This window comes from Nonomuraea sp. NPDC049624 (assembly GCF_040675255.1).
In the GTDB taxonomy this organism is placed as follows: domain Bacteria; phylum Actinomycetota; class Actinomycetes; order Streptosporangiales; family Streptosporangiaceae; genus Nonomuraea.
In genome coordinates, this window is the sequence record NZ_JBFAOR010000002.1 from 134,684 (window position 1) to 152,744 (window position 18,061).

Below are 18,061 nucleotides of genomic sequence, written 5' to 3' on the forward strand. Positions count from 1 at the left end.
AATTGAAGAGGAATTCAAATACTCATCTAGCGTGAAGCGCAAGTTAAGTGCACTATGGTCACGGCCGATCTGAATGGTGACCAAACGCACGGGGGGTGGTGGTCGTGGCCCAGCGCAAAAGCCGTAGTGACCGGCGCATCGACTTGATCGAGGCCGCGCGCCGAGCCATCATCCGCCACGGGATCGACGGTGTACAGCTCTCGCACGTCGCCGAGGAGGCCGGTCTGACCTCCGGAGCCGTGCTCTACCACTACCCCGACCTGGGCGAACTGCTGGTCGAGGCGCAGCACGCGGGCATGGAGCGGTTCTACGAGCTGCGCATGCGCCGCCTGGCCGACTTCACCGACCCGGTCGAGAAGCTGGTCGTCACGATCCGGTCGGGGTTGCCGACCGGGCCGCTCGACCCCGACGTCCGCCTGCTCAACGAGCTGGGCGGCGCCGCGGGCCGCAACCGGGTCTACGGCGTGCTGCTCACCTCGCTGTACGACCGCCAGGTGTCGATGTACCAGGCGATCCTGGACACCGGGGCCGCGCTCGGGGTCTTCCGGCTGACGGCCGACTCCGTGACCATCGCGCGCAACCTGGTGGCCCTGGAGGACGCCTACGGCTACCGCATCACCGCCAGGCATCCGCTGATCGGCCCCGACGAGGCGGCCGAGCTGATCCTGTCGTACGCGCGGGCGGCGACGGGCAACGACCTGGCTCATTGATCGACCGCCATGATGACGGCGTCCTGGGCCTCCCAGCGCACCTTCACCTTGGCGCCGGGCTGCACCGTGCTCGCCCCCTGCACCGCGGCGAGCACGGGCTTGGCCCGTCCGGGCACGTCCACGGAGATGTGCGAGACGCCGCCGTAGAAGCTCACGTCCAGGACGCTGCCCTTCAGGCCCCGCGCCGCGTTCTCGTCGGCCAGCTCGATCTTCTCGGGCCGCACCGCGAGCAGCGCCTTGGTGTCGGCGGCCAGGTCCTCGAGCGGCGTGCCGGCCAGCATGCCGAACTCCTCGCTCTTGATCCCGTCCAGGCCGGTGCAGACGCCCTCGAACAGGTTGTTCGCCCCGACGAAGTCGGCCACGAACGGCGAGCGCGGGCGCTCGTACAGCGCCACGGGGGCGTCCACCTGGCGCACGCTGCCGCTGTCGAAGACCGCGATGCGGTCGGCCAGCGACATGGCCTCCTCCTGGTCGTGCGTGACGACCACGAAGGTGATGCCGACCTCGCTCTGCAGCCGCTTGAGCTCCAGCTGCATGTCCGCGCGGACCTTCTTGTCCAGGGCCGACAGCGGCTCGTCGAGCAGCAGCAGCCGCGGCCGCTTGACGATCGACCGGGCCAGCGCGACCCGCTGCCGCTGGCCGCCGGACAGCTGGGCGGGCTTGCGCGAGGCGTGCGCCGACAGGCCCACGGTCTCCAGCACCTCGCCGACCCGCTGCTTGATCTCCTGCCGGGGCAGCTTCTCCCGCTCCAGGCCGTAGGCCACGTTCTTGGCCACCGTCATGTGCGGGAACAGCGCGTACGACTGGAACATGAGGCTGATCGGCCGCCGGTTGGGCTGCTTGGACAGCAGGTCCTCGCCGTCGAGCGTGACCGTGCCGGCGTCCGGCGTCTCGAACCCGGCGATGATGCGCAGCAGGGTGGTCTTGCCGCAGCCGGAGGGCCCGAGCAGGGCGAAGAACTCGCCCTGCTCGATCTCCAGCGAGACGCCGTCGAGCGCGGTGACGTCACCGAACCTGCGGGTGACCCCGTCAATCCTGAGCACGTGATTTCCCGATCTTGGTCATCCGCTGCCCGGCGATCACCGCCGTGAAGCTCACGAGGAGCAGGATCGCGGCCAGCGCGTTGATCTTCGGGGTCACCCCGAAACGAACCATTGAGTAGATGACGATCGGCAGCGTCGGCTCGGCGTTGCCGATCGTGAAGAAGGCGATCACGAACTCGTCCAGCGACAGCGTGAACGCCAGCAGCGCCCCGGCGACGATCCCGGGCAGCAACTGCGGCAGCGTGACCTTCATGAACGTGACCACCGGCCCGGCCCCCAGGTCGCGCGAGGCCTCCTCCAGCGAGGTGTCGGCGTTGGTGAGCCGGGTGCGCACCACCGCCGCGACGAACGCCAGCGAGAACACGGCGTGCGCGATGGTCACCGTGGGCAGGCCAAGGGCGAACTGGGCGTCCCACTGGGCCAGGAAGGTGTTGATCAGGGCGTACAGGACCAGCAGCCCGATCCCGAGCACCAGGTCGGGCAGCACGGCCGGCATGAGCGAGATCGCGTCGAGGATCTTCGACTTGGTGTACCGGGCCAGGCCGACGGCCAGCAGCGTGCCGAGCACGGTGGCGATCGCCGTCGAGCCCAGGGCCACGATCAGGGTGTTGACCAGGCCCTCTCTGATCTTCTCGTCGGCGGCCAGCTCGCCGTACCACTTGAGGCTGAAGCCCTCGTAGGTGTAGGCCGACTTGCCGGAGTTGAAGGACATGACGACCAGGACGATGATCGGCACGTACAGGAAGGCGTAGGTCACCCAGAAGGGCACGTACAGCAGCTTGGGTCTACGCACGGCGGGCCGCCCACGCCTGCACGAGCAGCAGCAGGATCAGCACCGCGATCAGCGCCAGCACCAGCGCCGAGCCGAACGGCCAGTCGCGCGCGACCAGGAACTGGTTGCGGATCAGGTTCCCCACCATGATGGACTTGTTGCCGCCGAGCATCTCGGGGATGACGAAGTTGCCGAAGCTCGGCACGAACACGAACATCGCCCCGGTCAGCGCGCCGGGCAGGGTCAGCGGCAGCGTCACCTTCCGGAACGTGGTGAACGCCGAGGCCCCGAGGTTCGCCGACGCCTCGCGCAACTGCGGGTCCAGCTTCTCGATCGAGGAGTACAACGGCAGCACCATGAGCGGCAGGTACGAGTAGAGCAGCCCGGTGACGATCGCGCCCTGGGTGTACAGCAGCTCCATCTCCTTGCCCAGCAGGGAGCTGAGCAGCCCCTGACTGCTGAGCATGATGATCCACGCGTAGACGCGGATGATGAAGTTCGTCCAGAAGGGCAGCACGACCGCCACCAGGGCGATCGTCTTCCACTTCGGCGGGAGCTGGGCGATCAGGTACGCCGTCGGGTAGCCGAGCAGCAACGCGATCAGCGTGGCGATCGTGGCCATCTTCAGCGAGTCGCCGACGACGTTCAGGTAGAGCGAGTCGAACAGGCGCTGGAAGTTCTCCAGCGTGAACTCGTAGACGATGCCCCCGAAGCGCCCCCGCTGGAAGACGGTGTAGCTGAGCACCAGCGCCAGCGGCACGAGGAGGAGCACGACCAGGTACGTCAGACCTGGCGAAAGGAAAACGAACGCGCCCAGCCGGCGACCCCGCTGACGGGACACCGGCCGGGCCTTGACCTCGGATCTCACTGCACCAACGACTATCCGGCCGTGACTTCCTGCGACAGGCGGCTGAACTTGGTCGACGCCTGCCCCAGGTCGATGATCGACTCACCGTTGAGCAGTTCCGCCGGCTTGATGTCCAGCAGCGAGCCCTTGGGAATGGTCACCTTGTCCATGGCGGCCTTGTTGGGGACCTTGTAGTTGATGTTCTCGGCCGCCCAGCGGTGGATCTCCGGGTCGAGGATCATGTTGATGAAGGCGTGGGCCGCCTCCTTGTTCTTGGAGGACTTCATGATCACCATGGTGTCCACCCAGAGGTCGCTGCCCTCCTTCGGCACCACGAACTTGATGTTCTGCTTCTCGTCCGTGGTCGGGCACCAGCCGTCCCACGCCTCGACCATGATGGCCTCGCCGGACTTCAGCCGGTCGCCGAAGGTGGTGTCGTCGTAGCGCAGCAGGTGCGGCTTCTGCGAGACCAGGAGCTCCTTGGCCTTGGCGATCTCCTCGTCCTTCTCGGTGTTGACCGAGTAGCCGAGCGCCTTGAGCGCGGGCAGGACCAGCCAGCGCTCGGTGGTCATCATGGTGACCTTCTTCTCGGCCCAGGAGGGGGGCTTGAGGATGTCGTTCCAGCTCGTCGGCGGCGTCTTCACCAGGTCGCTGCGGTAGCAGATGCCGGTGGTGCCCCAGGTGTAGGGCACCGAGTACTTGTTGCCCTTGTCGTAGGAGAGCTGGGTGGCCTCGGGGTAGAGATTGGCCAGGTTGGGGATCAGCTCGGGGTGGATGGGCTCCAGCAGGCCCTGGGCGTTGAGCGCCTGGGCGTACTGGCCGGACACGAACGCCACGTCGATGCCGCTGTCGCCGGAGGCGGTCAGCTTGGCCATCGCCAGCTCGTTGGTGTCGTGGTTGGTGATCCCCATCTCCTTGACCTTGAGCTGCTGCTTGACCTTCTGCGGCAGCTCCTCCGGGGTGTAGCCCGGCCAGACGGTCACCTGGAGCGACTGCTTGGTCAGGTCGGCGTTGGGCTGGAGCTGTTCGGCCTTGGCCGCGGTCGTGCCGTCTGAGCTGCTCGACGACCCACCGCCGCACGCCGCGACGGCTAGCGCGAGGCCGGCCACCGCCACGGCGGCCGGAAGACGACGGGTGAACCGGTTACGGGACACGGCCGCTACTCCTTCTGGTGCTGAGGATTGAGGGGTCGCGCGACCTTACTGGACACGGCAGACCAGAGCAGGAGTGTTGCAGCAGAAATCAACATGAGCAAGACTTTTCCCGACATTGCTACCAGGAAGTTTGATCAGAGTGTTGAATCGAGATTCAATAACGGAGTCGCCTCATCCCGGTCCGTGAGGGACCTCTCACCTCGCGTACGGACCGCCTTTGGGCCGCGCTCTTCGCGCCATCTCTCCCAGCCGTAATCTATCGGCTCAGGAGCGTGCGATCCCTGGCGGGTGCTCAGGAAACGGGCGAGGGATCCCGATCCGCCCACGGCGGGTTTCGGTCACGGTGACGGCCGCGCGGACCCCGCTCGCACACGGAGGCAGGGGCGGCCCGGCGAGAGCACCGGGGGCGGGACCGTACCCTCCTGACCGGCGCAGGCGCTTTTCCCCTAATGCGCGGACGGGCTCCGAAGAGGGCGAAGTTGCAGCGGATATCAACATGAGCGAGACTTCCTTCCACACGTCGATCGGGAACGATGGTCAATCTGTTGAACTGGGATTCAATTGCGCCCCGGCTCGCCGCCCTCGCGGCGGAGCCCGTCTCCGACCGGGATCACGGCCTGTCCACGAGCCTGCTGCGGGCCCTGGCGCACGACCCGCCGCACCCGTTCGCCGTCCGCCGCTTCCATGACCTTCCCGTCCTTGCGGCAACAGCCGCCGAGCGCGGCTTCGGGCCGCACGTCGACCAGACCAACCACTCGGTCGTGGTGGACGAGCGGATGGTCGTGAAGTGGCTGAGCCCGCCCGTCCCGCTCCCCCACCCGACGCCCGAGATCTTCGCCCACCTCGTCGAGGTCGGCTTCACCGGCACCGCGCCCCCGTACCTGGCCCTGACCCGCGCCTCGGACGCCGGCGAGGAGCTGCTCGCGCTGGTGACGGGCTACCTGCCCGAGGCGCGCGACGGCTGGGAGTGGTGCGTGGACGAGGCCGAGTCCGGCGGCACGCAGTTCGCCGGCGAGCTCGGCCGGCTGGCTGCCGACCTGCACGTCGCGCTGTCCACGCTGCCCGGCGGCTCGTCCGCGCGACAGGCGGACCCGGCGGCGCGGGCCGCGGACGCGCTGGCCGAGGCGCTCGCCCTCACCGGCGGCGCCGACGGCGAGTGGCTGGCCACGCGGGCCGGCGCCCTGGCCGGCGAGCTGGAGCCGTTGCGCGCGGGCTTCTCGGGCCCGGTGATCAGGATCCACGGCGACCTGCACGTGGGCCAGATCCTGCGATGGCGCGACGGCTACGCCGTGATCGACTTCGACGGCAACCCGACCGTGGCCGACACCGGCGTGCGCCAGCCGGCCGCCAGGGACGTCGCCCAGCTCACCACGAGCCTGGAGCACGTGGCCCAGGTCGCCGTCAGGCGCCGGGGCACCCCGCCCGCCCACGCCGCGGCCTGGGCGGCACGGGCCCGCGCCGGCCTGCTGGACGCCTACCGCGACCGCCTGTCCGGCCTCGGCCGGTCCGACCTGCTGGACGAGACCCTGATCCGCCCGTTCGAGGTCGAGCAGGAGTGCCGCGAGCTGATCTACGCCGCCCGCCACCTGCCCCGCTGGCGCTACGCCCCCATGGGCGTGCTGCGCACCTGGTACCCCGAGGAGAACCTGCCGTGAATCCCGAGCTCTACCTGGCCGACCTGGAGGCCAAGCCCGCCGCCCTGGCCGCCCTCGCCGACCGGCTGCGCGCGGCCGACCCCTTCGCCGGGCTGCCCGAGGGCGTGCGCCGGGTGCTGTTCCTCGGCATGGGCAGCTCCCGGTACGCCGCCGGGGTGGCGGCCCTGCGCCTGCGCGCGGCCGGCGTGGACGCCTACGCCGACTACGCCTCGGCCGCGGCGACCTACCCGGCCGGGCCGGACACGCTGGTCGTGCCGATCTCGGCCACCGGCGGCAGCCGCGAGACCCTCGACGCCCTCGCCCGCTACGCCGGGGGCCCGTCGTACGTGGCCGCGATCACCAACGTGCCCGGCTCGCCCGTCACCGAGGCGGCCGACCTGGTCGTCCCCATGGGCGCGGGCGAGGAGCGCGGCGGCGTGGCCTGCCGGACGTTCCAGCACACGCTGGCCCTGCTGCTGGCGCTCGAGGCCCGGCTCACCGGCGCGGACGGCGACCTGCCCGCGCTGCTCACCCGGGCCGCCGAGGCCACCCGCGACCTCCTGGACCGCCGCGACGAATGGCTCCCGCTGACCATGGAGCTCCTCGACGGGCCCGACGGCGTCTACACGATCGCCCCCGCCGAGCGGCTGTCGTCGGCCGAGCAGTCGGCGCTGATGTTCCGCGAGGGCCCGCGCCGCGCGGCCGACGCCTGCGAGGCGGGCGACTGGTCGCACGTCGACGTCTACCTCACCAAGACCCGCGACTACCGGGCGCTGCTCTTCCCCGGCTCCCGCTACGACGAGCAGGCCATGGACTGGGTGCGCGAGCGCGGTTCCACGGTGATCTCCGTGGGCGGCGAGGTGAAGGACGCCGCGGCGGCGATCCGCTACGCGCACGACGACGACCCCGGCGTGGCGCTGCTCACCGAGACGCTGGTGGCCGAGCTGGTGGCCGCGTACTGGTGGAACGCTCAGTAGGGGCGGCCGCCGATCACGTGCTCGACCAGGGTGATCAGGGTGTTCTTGACCGACTGGCGGGCACGCGCGTCCGTGCGCACGATGGGCACCTGCGGTGAGAGCGTGAGCGCCTCGCGCACCTCGCTCTCCACGTGCGGGAAGCGCCCGTCCCAGCCGTTCAGGCCGACGACGAACGGCAGCCTGGCCTCCTCGAAATAGTCGATCGCGGGGAAACTGTCGGCCAGGCGGCGGGTGTCGACCAGCACGACCGCGCCGATGGCGCCGCGGACCAGGTCGTCCCACATGAACCAGAACCGGTGCTGTCCGGGCGTGCCGAACAGGTACAGGATCAGGTCGCGGTCGAGCGAGACGCGGCCGAAGTCCATCGCGACGGTCGTGGTCGACTTCAGCGGCGTCATGCCCAGGTCGTCGATGCCGGCGGAGGCGTCCGTCATGACGGCCTCCGTCGTGAGCGGCACGATCTCCGACACCGCGCCGACGAACGTCGTCTTGCCCACGCCGAACCCGCCCGCCACGACGATCTTCGTCGAGGTGAGCGTCGGGCTAGAGCCTGCGAAGTCCACTCAGGACCCTCTCCAGCAGCCTGCGGTCCGGCAGCCCGGCCTCCAGCTGCGGCTGGTAGACCTTGACCAGCCCGTCCGCCTCCATGTCGGCGACCAGCACCCGCGCCACGCCGAGCGGCACGGCCAGCAGCGCGGAGATCTCGGCCACCGAGCGCACCTGACGGCACAGCTCGCTGATCGCCCGGTACTCGCGGGTGTAGGTCATGCCGAGCCGCGCCGAGGTCGCCGACGAGACCAGTGCCTCCATGGCCAGGCCGGTGCGCGGCGCCGTCCTGCCGCCGGTGACGGCGTACATGCGCACCAGCGAGCTGCGCTGGGGCTCCGGCTCCTCGTCATGCCACGATGCCAACGTCCACTCCCATCACCAGGGGCGCGCGGATGACAACTCCGCCCGTACGGCAGGGGTCAGCACCTGCCCCGTGCGTTCCACCAGAATCGTCATCTGGTACGCCACCAGGCCCATGTCACAGTCGGGCGCGGCCAGCACCGCCAGGCACGAACCGTCGCTGATCGACATCACCAGCAGCAGCCCGCGTTCCATCTCCACCAGGGTCTGCGTGACGCCGCCGCCCTCGAAGACCCGCGCCGACCCCTGCGTCAGGCTGACCAGCCCGGCCGCGATGGCGGCGAGCTGGTCGGCGCGGTCCTTGGGGAAGCCACGGGAGAAGGCCATCGGCAGGCCGTCGGCGGAGACGACCACGGCGTGGGCCACGCCGGGCACCTCCTCGACGAACGCGCTCACCAGCCAGTTGATGTCCCTGGCCCCCTGGCTCAGTTCCTTCATCAGTCCTCCTCTAGCTCGGCCCGGCCCTTGCGCACGCCCTGCTGGTAGCTGGCCAGCCGGCTGCGCAGCCGGTCAGGGGACGGCGGCGGAACCGGCGCGGGCGGCGGCTGGGGAACCGCGGTACCCGGTACCAGATTCGCTCGCGGCGTGCGCTTGGGCAGGCCGGAGTTCGTGGTGCCGCCCCTGGCGGGCTCGGCGGTCGTGCTCGCCGCCTGCCAGCCCTGGTCGGCGGGCGATGACCAGGCCGGGTCCCGGCGGTCGGCGGTCGGCGCGGCCTTGCTGAACCAGCTGCTCTCCTCGACCGAGGCGAAGATCGGCAGGAACTCGTTCCCGGCCGCCGGCTCGGCCCCGGCCGGCTCGGGCCCCGTGGCGAACGACGGGTAGGACGCGCCGGACGCCGGCGGCTCCGGCTGCGGCGGCTCGACCGACTGCGAGGAGGACGAGGTGAACCACGACGACTCGGACGCGGACGGCATCGGGTCGAACGACGGGTGCCCGTAGGCCGGCATGGGGGCCGTGGGCGGCGCGTACGACTCGGCGCCCCGGAACGGCTCGGCGCTCTGGAACGGCTCAGCGGCCTGGAACGGGTCGGCACTTCGGAAGGGCTCGGCGCTCTGGAAGGGCTCGGCGCGGCCCTGGTCCGGGCGGCCCATGGCGGACATGGCCGGGGCGTGCGCGGTCGTGGCCATCGAGCCGTGCAGGTGCCCGGGCACCGAGCCGGGCACGGCGGCGAGCAGCATCTCCGGGATCAGCACCATCGCGGTCAGCCCGCCGACGTCCTGGCGGCGGAGCTGCACCTTGATGTTGTGCCGCAGCGCGAGCCGCCCGACCACGAACAGCCCCATCCGCCGCGACACGGACACGTCCACGACCGGCGGGTGGGCCAGCCGCCAGTTGGCCTCGGCCAGCTCCTCGGGGGTCATGCCGATGCCGTTGTCGGTCACCGAGACCATCAGGCCGCCGCCGTCGATGCGGCTGCTGGAGATGATCACCTTGGTGTCCCTGGAGGAGAACGAGACCGAGTTCTCGACCAGCTCGGCCAGCAGGTGCACCACGTCGGTGACGGCCTGCCCGGCGATGGCGACGTCGGACTGCGCCTGGACGCTGACCCGGTCGTAGCTCTCGACCTCGCCGAGCGCCGCCCGCACGATGTCCATGAGCTCGACCGGCTCGCTCCACTTGCGCGCGGCCTCCTGACCGGCCAGGACCAGCAGGTTCTCGCTGTTGCGGCGCATGCGGGTGGCCAGGTGGTCGAGCTTGAACAGGTCGCCGAGGCGCTCGTCGTCGCGCTCGCCGCGCTCCAGGCGCTCGATCAGGGTGAGCTGCCGTTCGACCAGGGTCTGGCTGCGCCGCGACAGGTTGACGAACATGGCGTTGACGTTGGAGCGCAGCCGCGCCTCGTCGCCCGCCAGCCGGACGGCCTCGCGGTGCACCTCGTCGAAGGCGCGGGCGACCTCGCCGACCTCGTCCCTGGAGAAGATGCCGATGGGCGGCACCTCGGCGTCCACCGCGCCGTCGCGCGACTCGCGCAGGTGCTGGACGAAGTCCGGCAGCCGGCGCCCGGCGATCTCCAGCGCCTCGCCGCGCAGCCGGCGCAGCGGCCGGACCAGCGACCTGGCCACGCCGGTGGTGATCAGCAGGACGGCGACCAGCAGCGCGAGCACCGCGCCCGCGAGGACCAGCGCCCGCCGCTGCTCCTCCGCGCTGAGCGTGGCGCTGCGCGCCACGATCCCGGCGGCCTGGCGCTGCTCGACCTTGCGCATGGAGTCCACGACGACGTTGGAGGCGTCGAACCACTCCTTGGCGTCGTCGTGCTTGGCCAGGTCGAGGCCGCGCAGCGGCAACCCGGCCGAGACCCTGATGAGCACCAGCTCGCGCAGGAACAACATGCGGTCGGCGCTGCGGCCGTTGACGGTCTCGTCGAAGAAGCGGCGTTCGTCGGCGGTGGCCTCGGCGGCGAAGCCCCTGCGCTCGGCGGTCTCGGCGGACAGCTCGCCGAGGAAGCGCTTGAGCTGGTCCTGGCCGAAGGCGCCCTCGACGAGGACGGTGGTGAGCAGCGCCTGCTGGTAGGAGACGCTCTCCTTCGCCCTGGCCAGGCCGTCCAGCATGCGGGTCTGGCGGAACAGCTCGTCGTCGGAGCTGCCCTTGATCAGTTCGGTGTGGATGGACAGAAGGTCGCCGATCACCGTCGTGTAGAGGTCGACGGCCGGGCCGGGCAGCAGGTCGGCGTCCATCGCCTGCTCGCGCAGCGAGGTCAGGTCGTCCAGGCGGGAGAGCATGTTCTCGATCTGGTCGGCGGTACGGCCCTCGACGTCGGCCAGGATCTGCTGGGCGGTGCCGCGTACCTCCCTGATGGCGACGTCCACCTGGTCCATCTGGGACCGCACGCCGCCGAGGCCGTTCACGGGCCGGTTCCTGGCTATGTACCAGGCGGTCTTGGCCCGTTCGCCGGCGAGCTGGTGGGTCAGGTCGCCCACCTGCTCCGACAGCACGGCTAATCGGTTCGTCCGGTCGTAGTCGGCGGCGGCGCCCGTCGAGGACAGCACCTGGACGCCGCCCAGCAGCACGGCGGCGGCGGTCGGCACCAGGATGAGGGCGACCAGGCGCGCACGTACGCGCCAATTGCGCAGGCGCCAGTTGCCTTCGACGGCCTGCCGCTCGCCCAGCTGTGTTGTCACCGAACGCACCTCGCCCGAATCGGCGTATTTGTCAGGGCTGTGGCCCTTGAGAGAAATCAGCAAGTGCGGGTAATTGGAACACATCCTAAGCGGAGGTGGCCACCCGCACATATCGGTGCGAAATTCAACTTCTGTGCCCAGTGGGACGAAAGCTGGAGCCCCATCTCGCCGTCTCTCCAACCAGAAATAGCCCCCTATACATTCATATGTCCACATATGGGCGTTTAGTGCGTTCCAAGCGCATAACACGGGAGGAGCAGCCAGGTCTCTCACAGGTCACAGCGTTGAGATTTGCGTTATTCACCGCATATGTTGAGCCCCCGGCAATCGAGGAGGCGAGGGTGCGGGATTCTCCCGACAGCGCGGCCATCAGCGTCGAAGGGCTTTGGAAGATCTTCGGATCCAGGGCGCAAAAGGTGCTGGACAGCGAGGACAGACACCTCGACCCCGCCGCTCTGCGAGAGAAGACCGGGTGCACCGCCGCCGTCCGCGACGTGAGCTTCGAGGTGCGCCCCGGCGAGGTCTTCGTCGTCATGGGCCTGTCGGGAAGCGGCAAGTCCACCCTCGTACGCTGCCTGACCAGGCTCGTCGAGCCCACCGCCGGCCGCATCAGCATCGGCGGCGAGGACGTCGGCCGCGCCTCCCCCGCCCGGCTGCGCGAGCTGCGCCGCCACCGGGTCAGCATGGTCTTCCAGCACTTCGGCCTGCTGCCGCACCGCAGGGTCATCGACAACGTCGCCTACGGCCTGGAGATCCAGGGCACCCCCAGGGCCGCCAGGCACGCGCGGGCCGCCGAGATCCTCACCCTCGTCGGCCTCGACGGGTACGCCGCCTCCTACCCCGACCAGCTCTCCGGCGGCATGCAGCAACGCGTCGGCCTGGCCCGCGCGCTGGCCGTCGATCCCCAGGTCATGCTGTTCGACGAGCCGTTCAGCGCGCTCGACCCGCTGATCCGGCGCGACATGCAGACCGAGGTGATCCGGCTCCACCGCGAGGTCGGCAAGACGATGGTGTTCATCACCCACGACCTGTCCGAGGCGCTCAAGCTGGGCGAGCGCATCGCCATCATGCGGGCCGGCTCGATCGTGCAGCTGGGCACGGCCGAGGAGCTGGTGGGCGCGCCGGCCGACGACTACGTGGCCGACTTCGTCCGCGACGTCCCGCGCAGCCACGTGCTGACGCTGCGCTGGATCCGCCGCGCCCCCGAGCCCGGCGAGCCGCTGGACGGCCCCCAGCTCCCCGCCACCACCCTGGTCAAGGACGCCATCGCCGCGGCCTCGGCCTCCTCCCGCCCGATCCGGGTGATGGACGGCGACGAGCTGACCGGCGTCGTGGACCGCGTGGACCTGCTGTCCTTCCTCGCCGGCGCGGACGCCGCGGTGAGGGCGGGCGCGTGAGCACCACCGCGGTCAGCGCCCCCGCCAGGCTCAGGATCCCCAGATGGGCCGCTCCCGCCGGGGTCGCGATCCTGTTCGCCGTGGCGTACCTGGTCTTCCGCGGCACCGGCACGCTGCCGCACGACAAGGAGGCGCCGCAGTTCCTGGCGGTCACCGAACTGCGCGAGTGGATCGACGACCACCGCAACGAGAGCCCGCTCTTCCTGTACTTCCTCAACTACATCCGGCTGTTCGTCGACGGCGTCTACACCTTCTTCCAGACCGCGCTCACCGCCCTGAACTGGCCCGGTCTCATCGGCGTGCTGGCCGCGCTGGCCTGGCTGGCCGGCGGCCGGCGCATCGCGCTGCTCGCGGCGGCGGGCGTGGGCGCGTTCGGGGTGCTCGGGCTGTGGCAGTCGAGCGTGGACACGCTGGCGCTGGTGGCGGCCTCGGTGCTGCTGTCGCTGGCGGTCGGCGTGCCGCTCGGCGTCTGGGCCGGGCTGTCGGCGCGGGTGCGCCGGGTGCTGACGCCGGTGCTGGACGTCATGCAGATCATGCCGACGTTCGCCTACCTGGCGCCGCTCGTGCTGTTCTTCCACATCGGCGCGCCGGCCGGGGCGATCGCGACGATGATCTACTCGATCCCGCCGGCGATCCGGATCACCGCGCTGGCCGTCCAGGAGGTCTCCGCCACGGCGGTCGAGGCGTCGGCGTCGCTCGGCGCGACCCGCCGTCAGACGCTGTTCAAGGTGCAGCTGCCGCTGGCCCGCCCGACGATGGCGCTGGCGGTGAACCAGACCATCATGATGGCGCTGTCGATGGTGGTGATCGCGAACCTGATCTCGGCCCCCGGCCTGGGCGGCGACATCATCCGCGGTCTGTCGCGGGCCCAGGTCGGCATGATGCTCCCGGCGGGCCTGGCCATCGTGGTCATGGCCGTCGTGCTCGACCGCATGCTCATGTCGGTGGCCCGCCGCCAGGCGCACGCCTCGCTCGGCCGGCCGGACCTGGCCGTCGCGGCGGCGCTGGCGGTCGCGGGCGTGGCGGCCGGGCTCGCGCTGCCCGCGGGCTGGCCCGCCGGCCTGACGGTCACCTTCGCCGGGGCGGTGAACGACGCCGTCCGCTGGGCGGAGACCACCTGGTACCCGGTCACGACCTTCGTCAAGGACCTGACCTCGGCCTTCCTGCTCAACCCGCTGGAGGGCCTGCTCACCTCTGCCCCGTGGTGGCTGGTCGCCCTCGCGGTGCTGGCCCTGGCCTGGCGGTTGAGCGGGGTGCGCCCGGCGCTGACCGCGCTCGGCTGCCTGCTGGCGATCGCGCTGCTCGGCGTGTGGGAGCACGCCATGCAGACGATGACCACGGTCGCGGTGGCGGTGCTCGTCACCCTGGTCGTCGGCCTGCTGCTGGGGGTGGCGGCGGCCCGCTCGCCGCGCTGGTCGGCCGTTCAGCGCCCGCTGCTGGACGCCGCCCAGACCATGCCCGCGTTCGTCTACCTGCTGCCGGCGCTGGCCCTGTTCGAGACGACCCGGTTCACCGCGATCTTCGCCTCGGTGATCTACGCGGTGCCGCCCGTGGTGCGCCTGGTCGAGGACGGCATCAGAGGGGTGCCCGGCACGGTCGTCGAGGCGGCCGCGGCGGCCGGCTCTACCCCGGGCCAGCTCCTGTGGAAGGTGCAGCTCCCGATGGCGCGGCGGGCCATCCTGCTCGCCGCCAACCAGGGCATCGTGATGACGCTGGCCATGGTCGTCGTCGGCGGCCTGGTCGGGGCGGGCGCGCTCGGCTACGACGTGGTCGTCGGCTTCTCCCAGCGCACGGATTTCGGCATGGGCTTCGTGGCGGGCATCGCGACCGTCCTGCTCGGAGTCATGCTCGACCGCATCACGCAGGGCGCCGACAGGCGCCCTTCCCCCCGAAAGAGGAAGCGCACATGAAGATTCGCCTGCTCGCAGGCCTGCTCGTTGTCGGCCTCACCGCCGTGGGTTGCGGCGGTGGCGCCAAGGTGGAGACCTCCCCCAGCGCCGCCGCCCCGTCGGCCGCCGCCGCCTCCGGCGCGGCGACGACCGGCACCGTCAAGATCGCGATCAACCCGTGGGTCGGTTACGAGGCCAGCGCGAACGTCGTCGCCTACCTGCTGAAGAACGAGCTCAAGTACGACGTGCAGCTGCCCGAGATCAAGGAGCAGGTCGCCTGGGAGGGCTTCGAGACGGGCGACGTGGACGTCATCATCGAGAACTGGGGCCATCCGGACCTGAAGAAGAAGTTCATCGACGAGAAGAAGGTCGCGCTCTCGGCGGGCTCCACCGGCAACAAGGGCGTCATCGGCTGGTACGTGCCCAAGTGGATGGCCGACAAGTACCCGGACATCACCGACTACAAGAACCTGAACAAGTACGCCGACCTGTTCAAGACGTCGGAGTCCGGCGGCAAGGGCCAGCTCCTCGACGGCGACCCGAGCTACGTCACCAACGACGAGGCCCTGGTCAAGAACCTCAAGCTGAACTACAAGGTGGTGACCGGCGGCAGCGAGGCGGCCCTGCTCAAGGCGGCCGAGCAGGCGCAGGCGCAGAAGAAGGCGCTGCTGTTCTACTTCTGGACGCCCCACTGGCTGTTCGACAAGGTCGAGCTGGCCCGGGTGAACCTGCCCCCGTACACCGAGGGCTGCGACGCCGACGCCAAGAAGGTCGCCTGCGACTACGCCGAGCTCGACCTCGACAAGATCGTCAGCAAGAAGTTCGCCGACACCGGCGGCAAGGCGTACGAGCTGGTCAAGAACTTCAGCTGGACCAACGAGGACCAGAACGCGGTCGCCAACGACATGACCAACAACGGCCTGACCGGCGAGCAGGCCGCCAAGAAGTGGGTCGAGGCCAACACCGCCAAGTGGCAGGCCTGGCTCCCCAAGTGACCCCTCTTGACCGCGTCCCTCCCGGCCGGGCGGGGGCGCGGTCGCGGAGACCTCTCATGCGAACCAAGAAGCTGACCGGGCCGCTGCTCGCGGCCCTGCTCCTGACGTCCTGCTCCGGCGGCGCCCCCGAGACCGGGGTCGCCGCCAGGGGCACGGTCAACATCGACGTGCACGCCTGGATCGGATACGAGGCCCAGGCCGCCGTCCTGGCCTACCTGCTCGAACACGAGCTGGGCTACAAGGTCAACACGCGCCGGATGGAGGAGAAGAAATCCTGGGGCGATTTCGAATCCGGCAAGGTCGACGTGATCGTCGAGAACTGGGGACACAACAACGAGAAGAAGATCTACATCGAGCAGAAGAAGGTGGCGCTGTCGGCCGGGCTCACCGGCAACAAAGGCGTGATCGGTTGGTACGTCCCCGAGTGGATGGTCAAGAAATATCCCGACATAACCGACTATCGGAACCTGAACAAGTACGCCCACCTATTCCGGACCTCCAAAACCGGAAATTTGGGTCAGGTGCTCGACGGGGACCCGACATTCGTCACCAACGACGAGGTTCTCATCAAGAACCTCGGCCTCGATTACAAGGTCGTCTACTCCGGCAGCGAGGACGCACTGATCAAGGCCGCGCAGACGGCGGCGCGCACCCGCACCCCCCTGCTCATGTATTTCTACGAACCGCAATGGCTGTTCACCAAGGTCAAACTGGTCAAGGTCAACCTGCCTCCGTACGCGGTCGGGTGCGACGACGTGCCCGCCAAGGTCGCCTGCGACTACCCGCCGTACCTGCTGGACAAGATCGTCAGCAAGCGGTTCGCCGAGCGCGGCGGGAAGGCGTACGAGCTGGTGCGCAACTTCACCTGGACCAACGACAACCAGAACGCCGTGGCCGCCGAGATGATCAACGGCAAGAAGACCGCCGAGCAGGCCGCCCGGCAGTGGGTGGAGGAGAACAAGATCGTGTGGAAGGACTGGATCCCGCGTTGAGCTTCGACTTCGTCATCGTGGGCGGCGGCTCGGCCGGCTGCGCCCTGGCCAACCGGCTGAGCGCCGATCCGTCGGTGTCCGTGCTGGTGCTGGAGGCGGGCCGGCCGGACTACCTCTGGGACGTCTTCATCCACATGCCGGCCGCGCTGATGTTCCCCATCGGCAGCCGGTTCTACGACTGGAAGTACGAGTCCGAGCCCGAGCCGCACATGAACGGCCGGCGCATCTACCACGCGCGCGGCAAGGTCCTGGGCGGCTCCAGCAGCATCAACGGGATGATCTTCCAGCGCGGCAACCCGCTCGACTACGAGCGCTGGGCCGCCGATCCCGGCATGGAGAACTGGGACTACGCCCACTGCCTGCCCTACTTCAAGCGCATGGAGAACTGCCTGGCCGATCCCGGCTCGCCCTTCCGGGGCGACGACGGCCCGCTGAAGCTGGAGCGCGGCCCGGCCCGCGGCCCGCTGTTCGAGGCGTTCTTCGAGGCCGTCCAGCAGGCCGGCCATCCGCTCACCGACGACGTGAACGGCTACCGCCAGGAGGGCTTCGCCGCCTTCGACCGCAACGTCCACCGGGGCCGCCGGCTCAGCGCCGCCCGCGCCTACGTGCATCCGGTGCGCCGCCGTCCCAACCTCACCGTCAGGACGCGGGCCCACGTGGAGAAGGTGCTCTTCGAGGGGACGCGGGCGGTGGGCGTCCAGTGCGGCGGCGAGCGCATCGCGGCGCGCGAGGTCGTGCTGTGCGGCGGCGCGATCAACACCCCCCAGCTGCTCCAGCTGTCCGGGGTCGGGCCGAAGGCGCTCCTGGAGTCCGTGGGCGTGCAGGTGGTCCACGACCTGCCGGGCGTCGGCGAGAACCTCCAGGACCACCTGGAGGTCTACGTCCAGCACGCCTGCACGCAACCCGTCTCCCAGCAGCCGTCGCTGGCGATGTGGCGGCGGCCGTTCATCGGCGCCGACTGGCTGTTCCTGCGGCGCGGCCCCGGCGCCACGAACCACTTCGAGGCGGGCGGGTTCATCCGCTCGAACGACGACGTCGCGTACCCCAACCTGATGTTCCACTTCCTGCCGATCGCCGTGCGCTACGACGGCTCGGCCCCGGCCGGCGGGCACGGCTACCAGGTGCACATCGGCCCGATGTACTCCGACGCCCGCGGCTCGGTGCGGATCCGCTCGGCCGACCCCCGCGCCAAGCCCGCGCTGCGCTTCAACTACCTCTCCACCGAGCAGGACCGCCGCGAGTGGGTGGAGGCGATCAGGCACGCCCGCGCCATCCTGTCCCAGCCCGCCTGGGCCGGCCTGGACGGCGGCGAGATCTCCCCCGGCCCGGATGTCCGGACCGACGAGGAGATCCTGGCCTGGGTGGCCAAGGACGGCGAGACCGCCCTCCACCCGTCGTGCACCTGCAAGATGGGCGTGGACGACCTGGCCGTGGTGGACCCCGGCACCATGCGCGTGCACGGCCTGGACGGCCTGCGCGTCGTGGACGCCTCGGCCATGCCGTACGTCACCAACGGCAACATCTACGCCCCGGTCATGATGCTCGCCGAGAAGTCCGCCGACCTGATCCTCGGCAACACCCCCCTCGCCCCCGACACCACGGCCTTCCACCGCCACGCCTGAGCGG

Annotated in this window: 16 protein-coding genes; 8 read left to right on the forward strand and 8 right to left on the reverse strand. The window is 70.1% G+C overall.

Features of this window, described 5'->3' with window-relative positions; genetic code table 11:
• Nucleotides 1-104 precede the first annotated feature (104 nt).
• Nucleotides 105-710 (forward strand): TetR family transcriptional regulator, encoded by a 606-nt coding sequence (locus AB0J76_RS06870; RefSeq protein ID WP_352321451.1) that lies wholly within the window; start codon nt 105-107, stop codon nt 708-710.
• Here AB0J76_RS06870 and AB0J76_RS06875 read toward each other — a convergent pair.
• The 4 genes from AB0J76_RS06875 to AB0J76_RS06890 form a co-directional block, all read right to left on the reverse strand.
• Entirely contained in the window at nt 704-1,753 is a 1,050-nt protein-coding gene (locus tag AB0J76_RS06875; protein WP_352321449.1) for an ABC transporter ATP-binding protein, read from the reverse strand. The genes AB0J76_RS06870 and AB0J76_RS06875 overlap by 7 nt on opposite strands.
• On the reverse strand, nt 1,740-2,546 hold the full coding sequence (locus AB0J76_RS06880; protein ID WP_352321447.1) for an ABC transporter permease: 807 nt from the start codon (nt 2,544-2,546) through the stop codon (nt 1,740-1,742). Before AB0J76_RS06880 ends, AB0J76_RS06875 begins: the two co-directional genes overlap by 14 nt.
• Complete coding sequence (locus AB0J76_RS06885; protein WP_352321445.1) at nt 2,539-3,297, reverse strand: ABC transporter permease; 759 nt, start codon at nt 3,295-3,297, stop codon at nt 2,539-2,541. Before AB0J76_RS06885 ends, AB0J76_RS06880 begins: the two co-directional genes overlap by 8 nt.
• A gap of 107 nt (nt 3,298-3,404) precedes the next feature.
• On the reverse strand, nt 3,405-4,526 hold the full coding sequence (locus AB0J76_RS06890) for a spermidine/putrescine ABC transporter substrate-binding protein (RefSeq protein ID WP_352321443.1): 1,122 nt from the start codon (nt 4,524-4,526) through the stop codon (nt 3,405-3,407).
• Nucleotides 4,527-5,071: 545 nt separating this feature from the next.
• Here AB0J76_RS06890 and AB0J76_RS06895 point away from each other — a divergent pair.
• Entirely contained in the window at nt 5,072-6,181 is a 1,110-nt protein-coding gene (locus AB0J76_RS06895; protein ID WP_352321441.1) for a hypothetical protein, read from the forward strand.
• The gene (locus AB0J76_RS06900) at nt 6,178-7,137 is read left to right on the forward strand and encodes an SIS domain-containing protein (protein WP_352321439.1); all 960 of its coding nucleotides are present in this window, start codon (nt 6,178-6,180) and stop codon (nt 7,135-7,137) included. The genes AB0J76_RS06895 and AB0J76_RS06900 overlap by 4 nt, the downstream gene beginning before the upstream one ends.
• On the opposite strand, the gene AB0J76_RS06905 is transcribed toward AB0J76_RS06900, so the two are convergent.
• The 4 genes from AB0J76_RS06905 to AB0J76_RS06920 form a co-directional block, all read right to left on the reverse strand.
• Nucleotides 7,131-7,700: an ATP/GTP-binding protein gene (locus AB0J76_RS06905; protein WP_352321437.1), complete on the reverse strand. Its 570-nt coding sequence runs from the start codon at nt 7,698-7,700 to the stop codon at nt 7,131-7,133. The genes AB0J76_RS06900 and AB0J76_RS06905 overlap by 7 nt on opposite strands.
• The gene (locus tag AB0J76_RS06910) at nt 7,681-7,995 is read right to left on the reverse strand and encodes a DUF742 domain-containing protein (protein ID WP_229824241.1); all 315 of its coding nucleotides are present in this window, start codon (nt 7,993-7,995) and stop codon (nt 7,681-7,683) included. Before AB0J76_RS06910 ends, AB0J76_RS06905 begins: the two co-directional genes overlap by 20 nt.
• Before the next feature lie 66 nt (nt 7,996-8,061).
• Complete coding sequence (locus AB0J76_RS06915) at nt 8,062-8,484, reverse strand: roadblock/LC7 domain-containing protein (RefSeq protein ID WP_352321436.1); 423 nt, start codon at nt 8,482-8,484, stop codon at nt 8,062-8,064.
• Entirely contained in the window at nt 8,484-11,162 is a 2,679-nt protein-coding gene (locus tag AB0J76_RS06920; protein ID WP_352321434.1) for a nitrate- and nitrite sensing domain-containing protein, read from the reverse strand. Before AB0J76_RS06920 ends, AB0J76_RS06915 begins: the two co-directional genes overlap by 1 nt.
• Nucleotides 11,163-11,503: 341 nt before the next feature.
• On the opposite strand from AB0J76_RS06920, the gene AB0J76_RS06925 reads away from it, so the two are divergent.
• Genes AB0J76_RS06925 through betA form a run of 5 tightly spaced genes read left to right on the forward strand, consistent with a single transcriptional unit; the run spans nt 11,504 to nt 18,057 of the window.
• A complete protein-coding gene (locus AB0J76_RS06925) occupies nt 11,504-12,559 on the forward strand; it encodes a glycine betaine/L-proline ABC transporter ATP-binding protein (RefSeq protein WP_352321432.1) in 1,056 nt (351 codons plus the stop codon).
• Nucleotides 12,556-14,469: an ABC transporter permease subunit gene (locus AB0J76_RS06930; protein WP_352321430.1), complete on the forward strand. Its 1,914-nt coding sequence runs from the start codon at nt 12,556-12,558 to the stop codon at nt 14,467-14,469. The genes AB0J76_RS06925 and AB0J76_RS06930 overlap by 4 nt, the downstream gene beginning before the upstream one ends.
• Entirely contained in the window at nt 14,466-15,443 is a 978-nt protein-coding gene (locus AB0J76_RS06935; protein WP_352321428.1) for an ABC transporter substrate-binding protein, read from the forward strand. The genes AB0J76_RS06930 and AB0J76_RS06935 overlap by 4 nt, the downstream gene beginning before the upstream one ends.
• A gap of 56 nt (nt 15,444-15,499) precedes the next feature.
• A complete protein-coding gene (locus AB0J76_RS06940; RefSeq protein ID WP_352321426.1) occupies nt 15,500-16,435 on the forward strand; it encodes an ABC transporter substrate-binding protein in 936 nt (311 codons plus the stop codon).
• Nucleotides 16,411-18,057 carry a choline dehydrogenase gene (gene betA / locus AB0J76_RS06945; RefSeq protein WP_352321424.1) on the forward strand — a complete coding sequence of 549 codons (1,647 nt, stop codon included), beginning with the start codon at nt 16,411-16,413 and terminating at the stop codon, nt 18,055-18,057. Before AB0J76_RS06940 ends, betA begins: the two co-directional genes overlap by 25 nt.
• Nucleotides 18,058-18,061 lie beyond the last annotated feature (4 nt).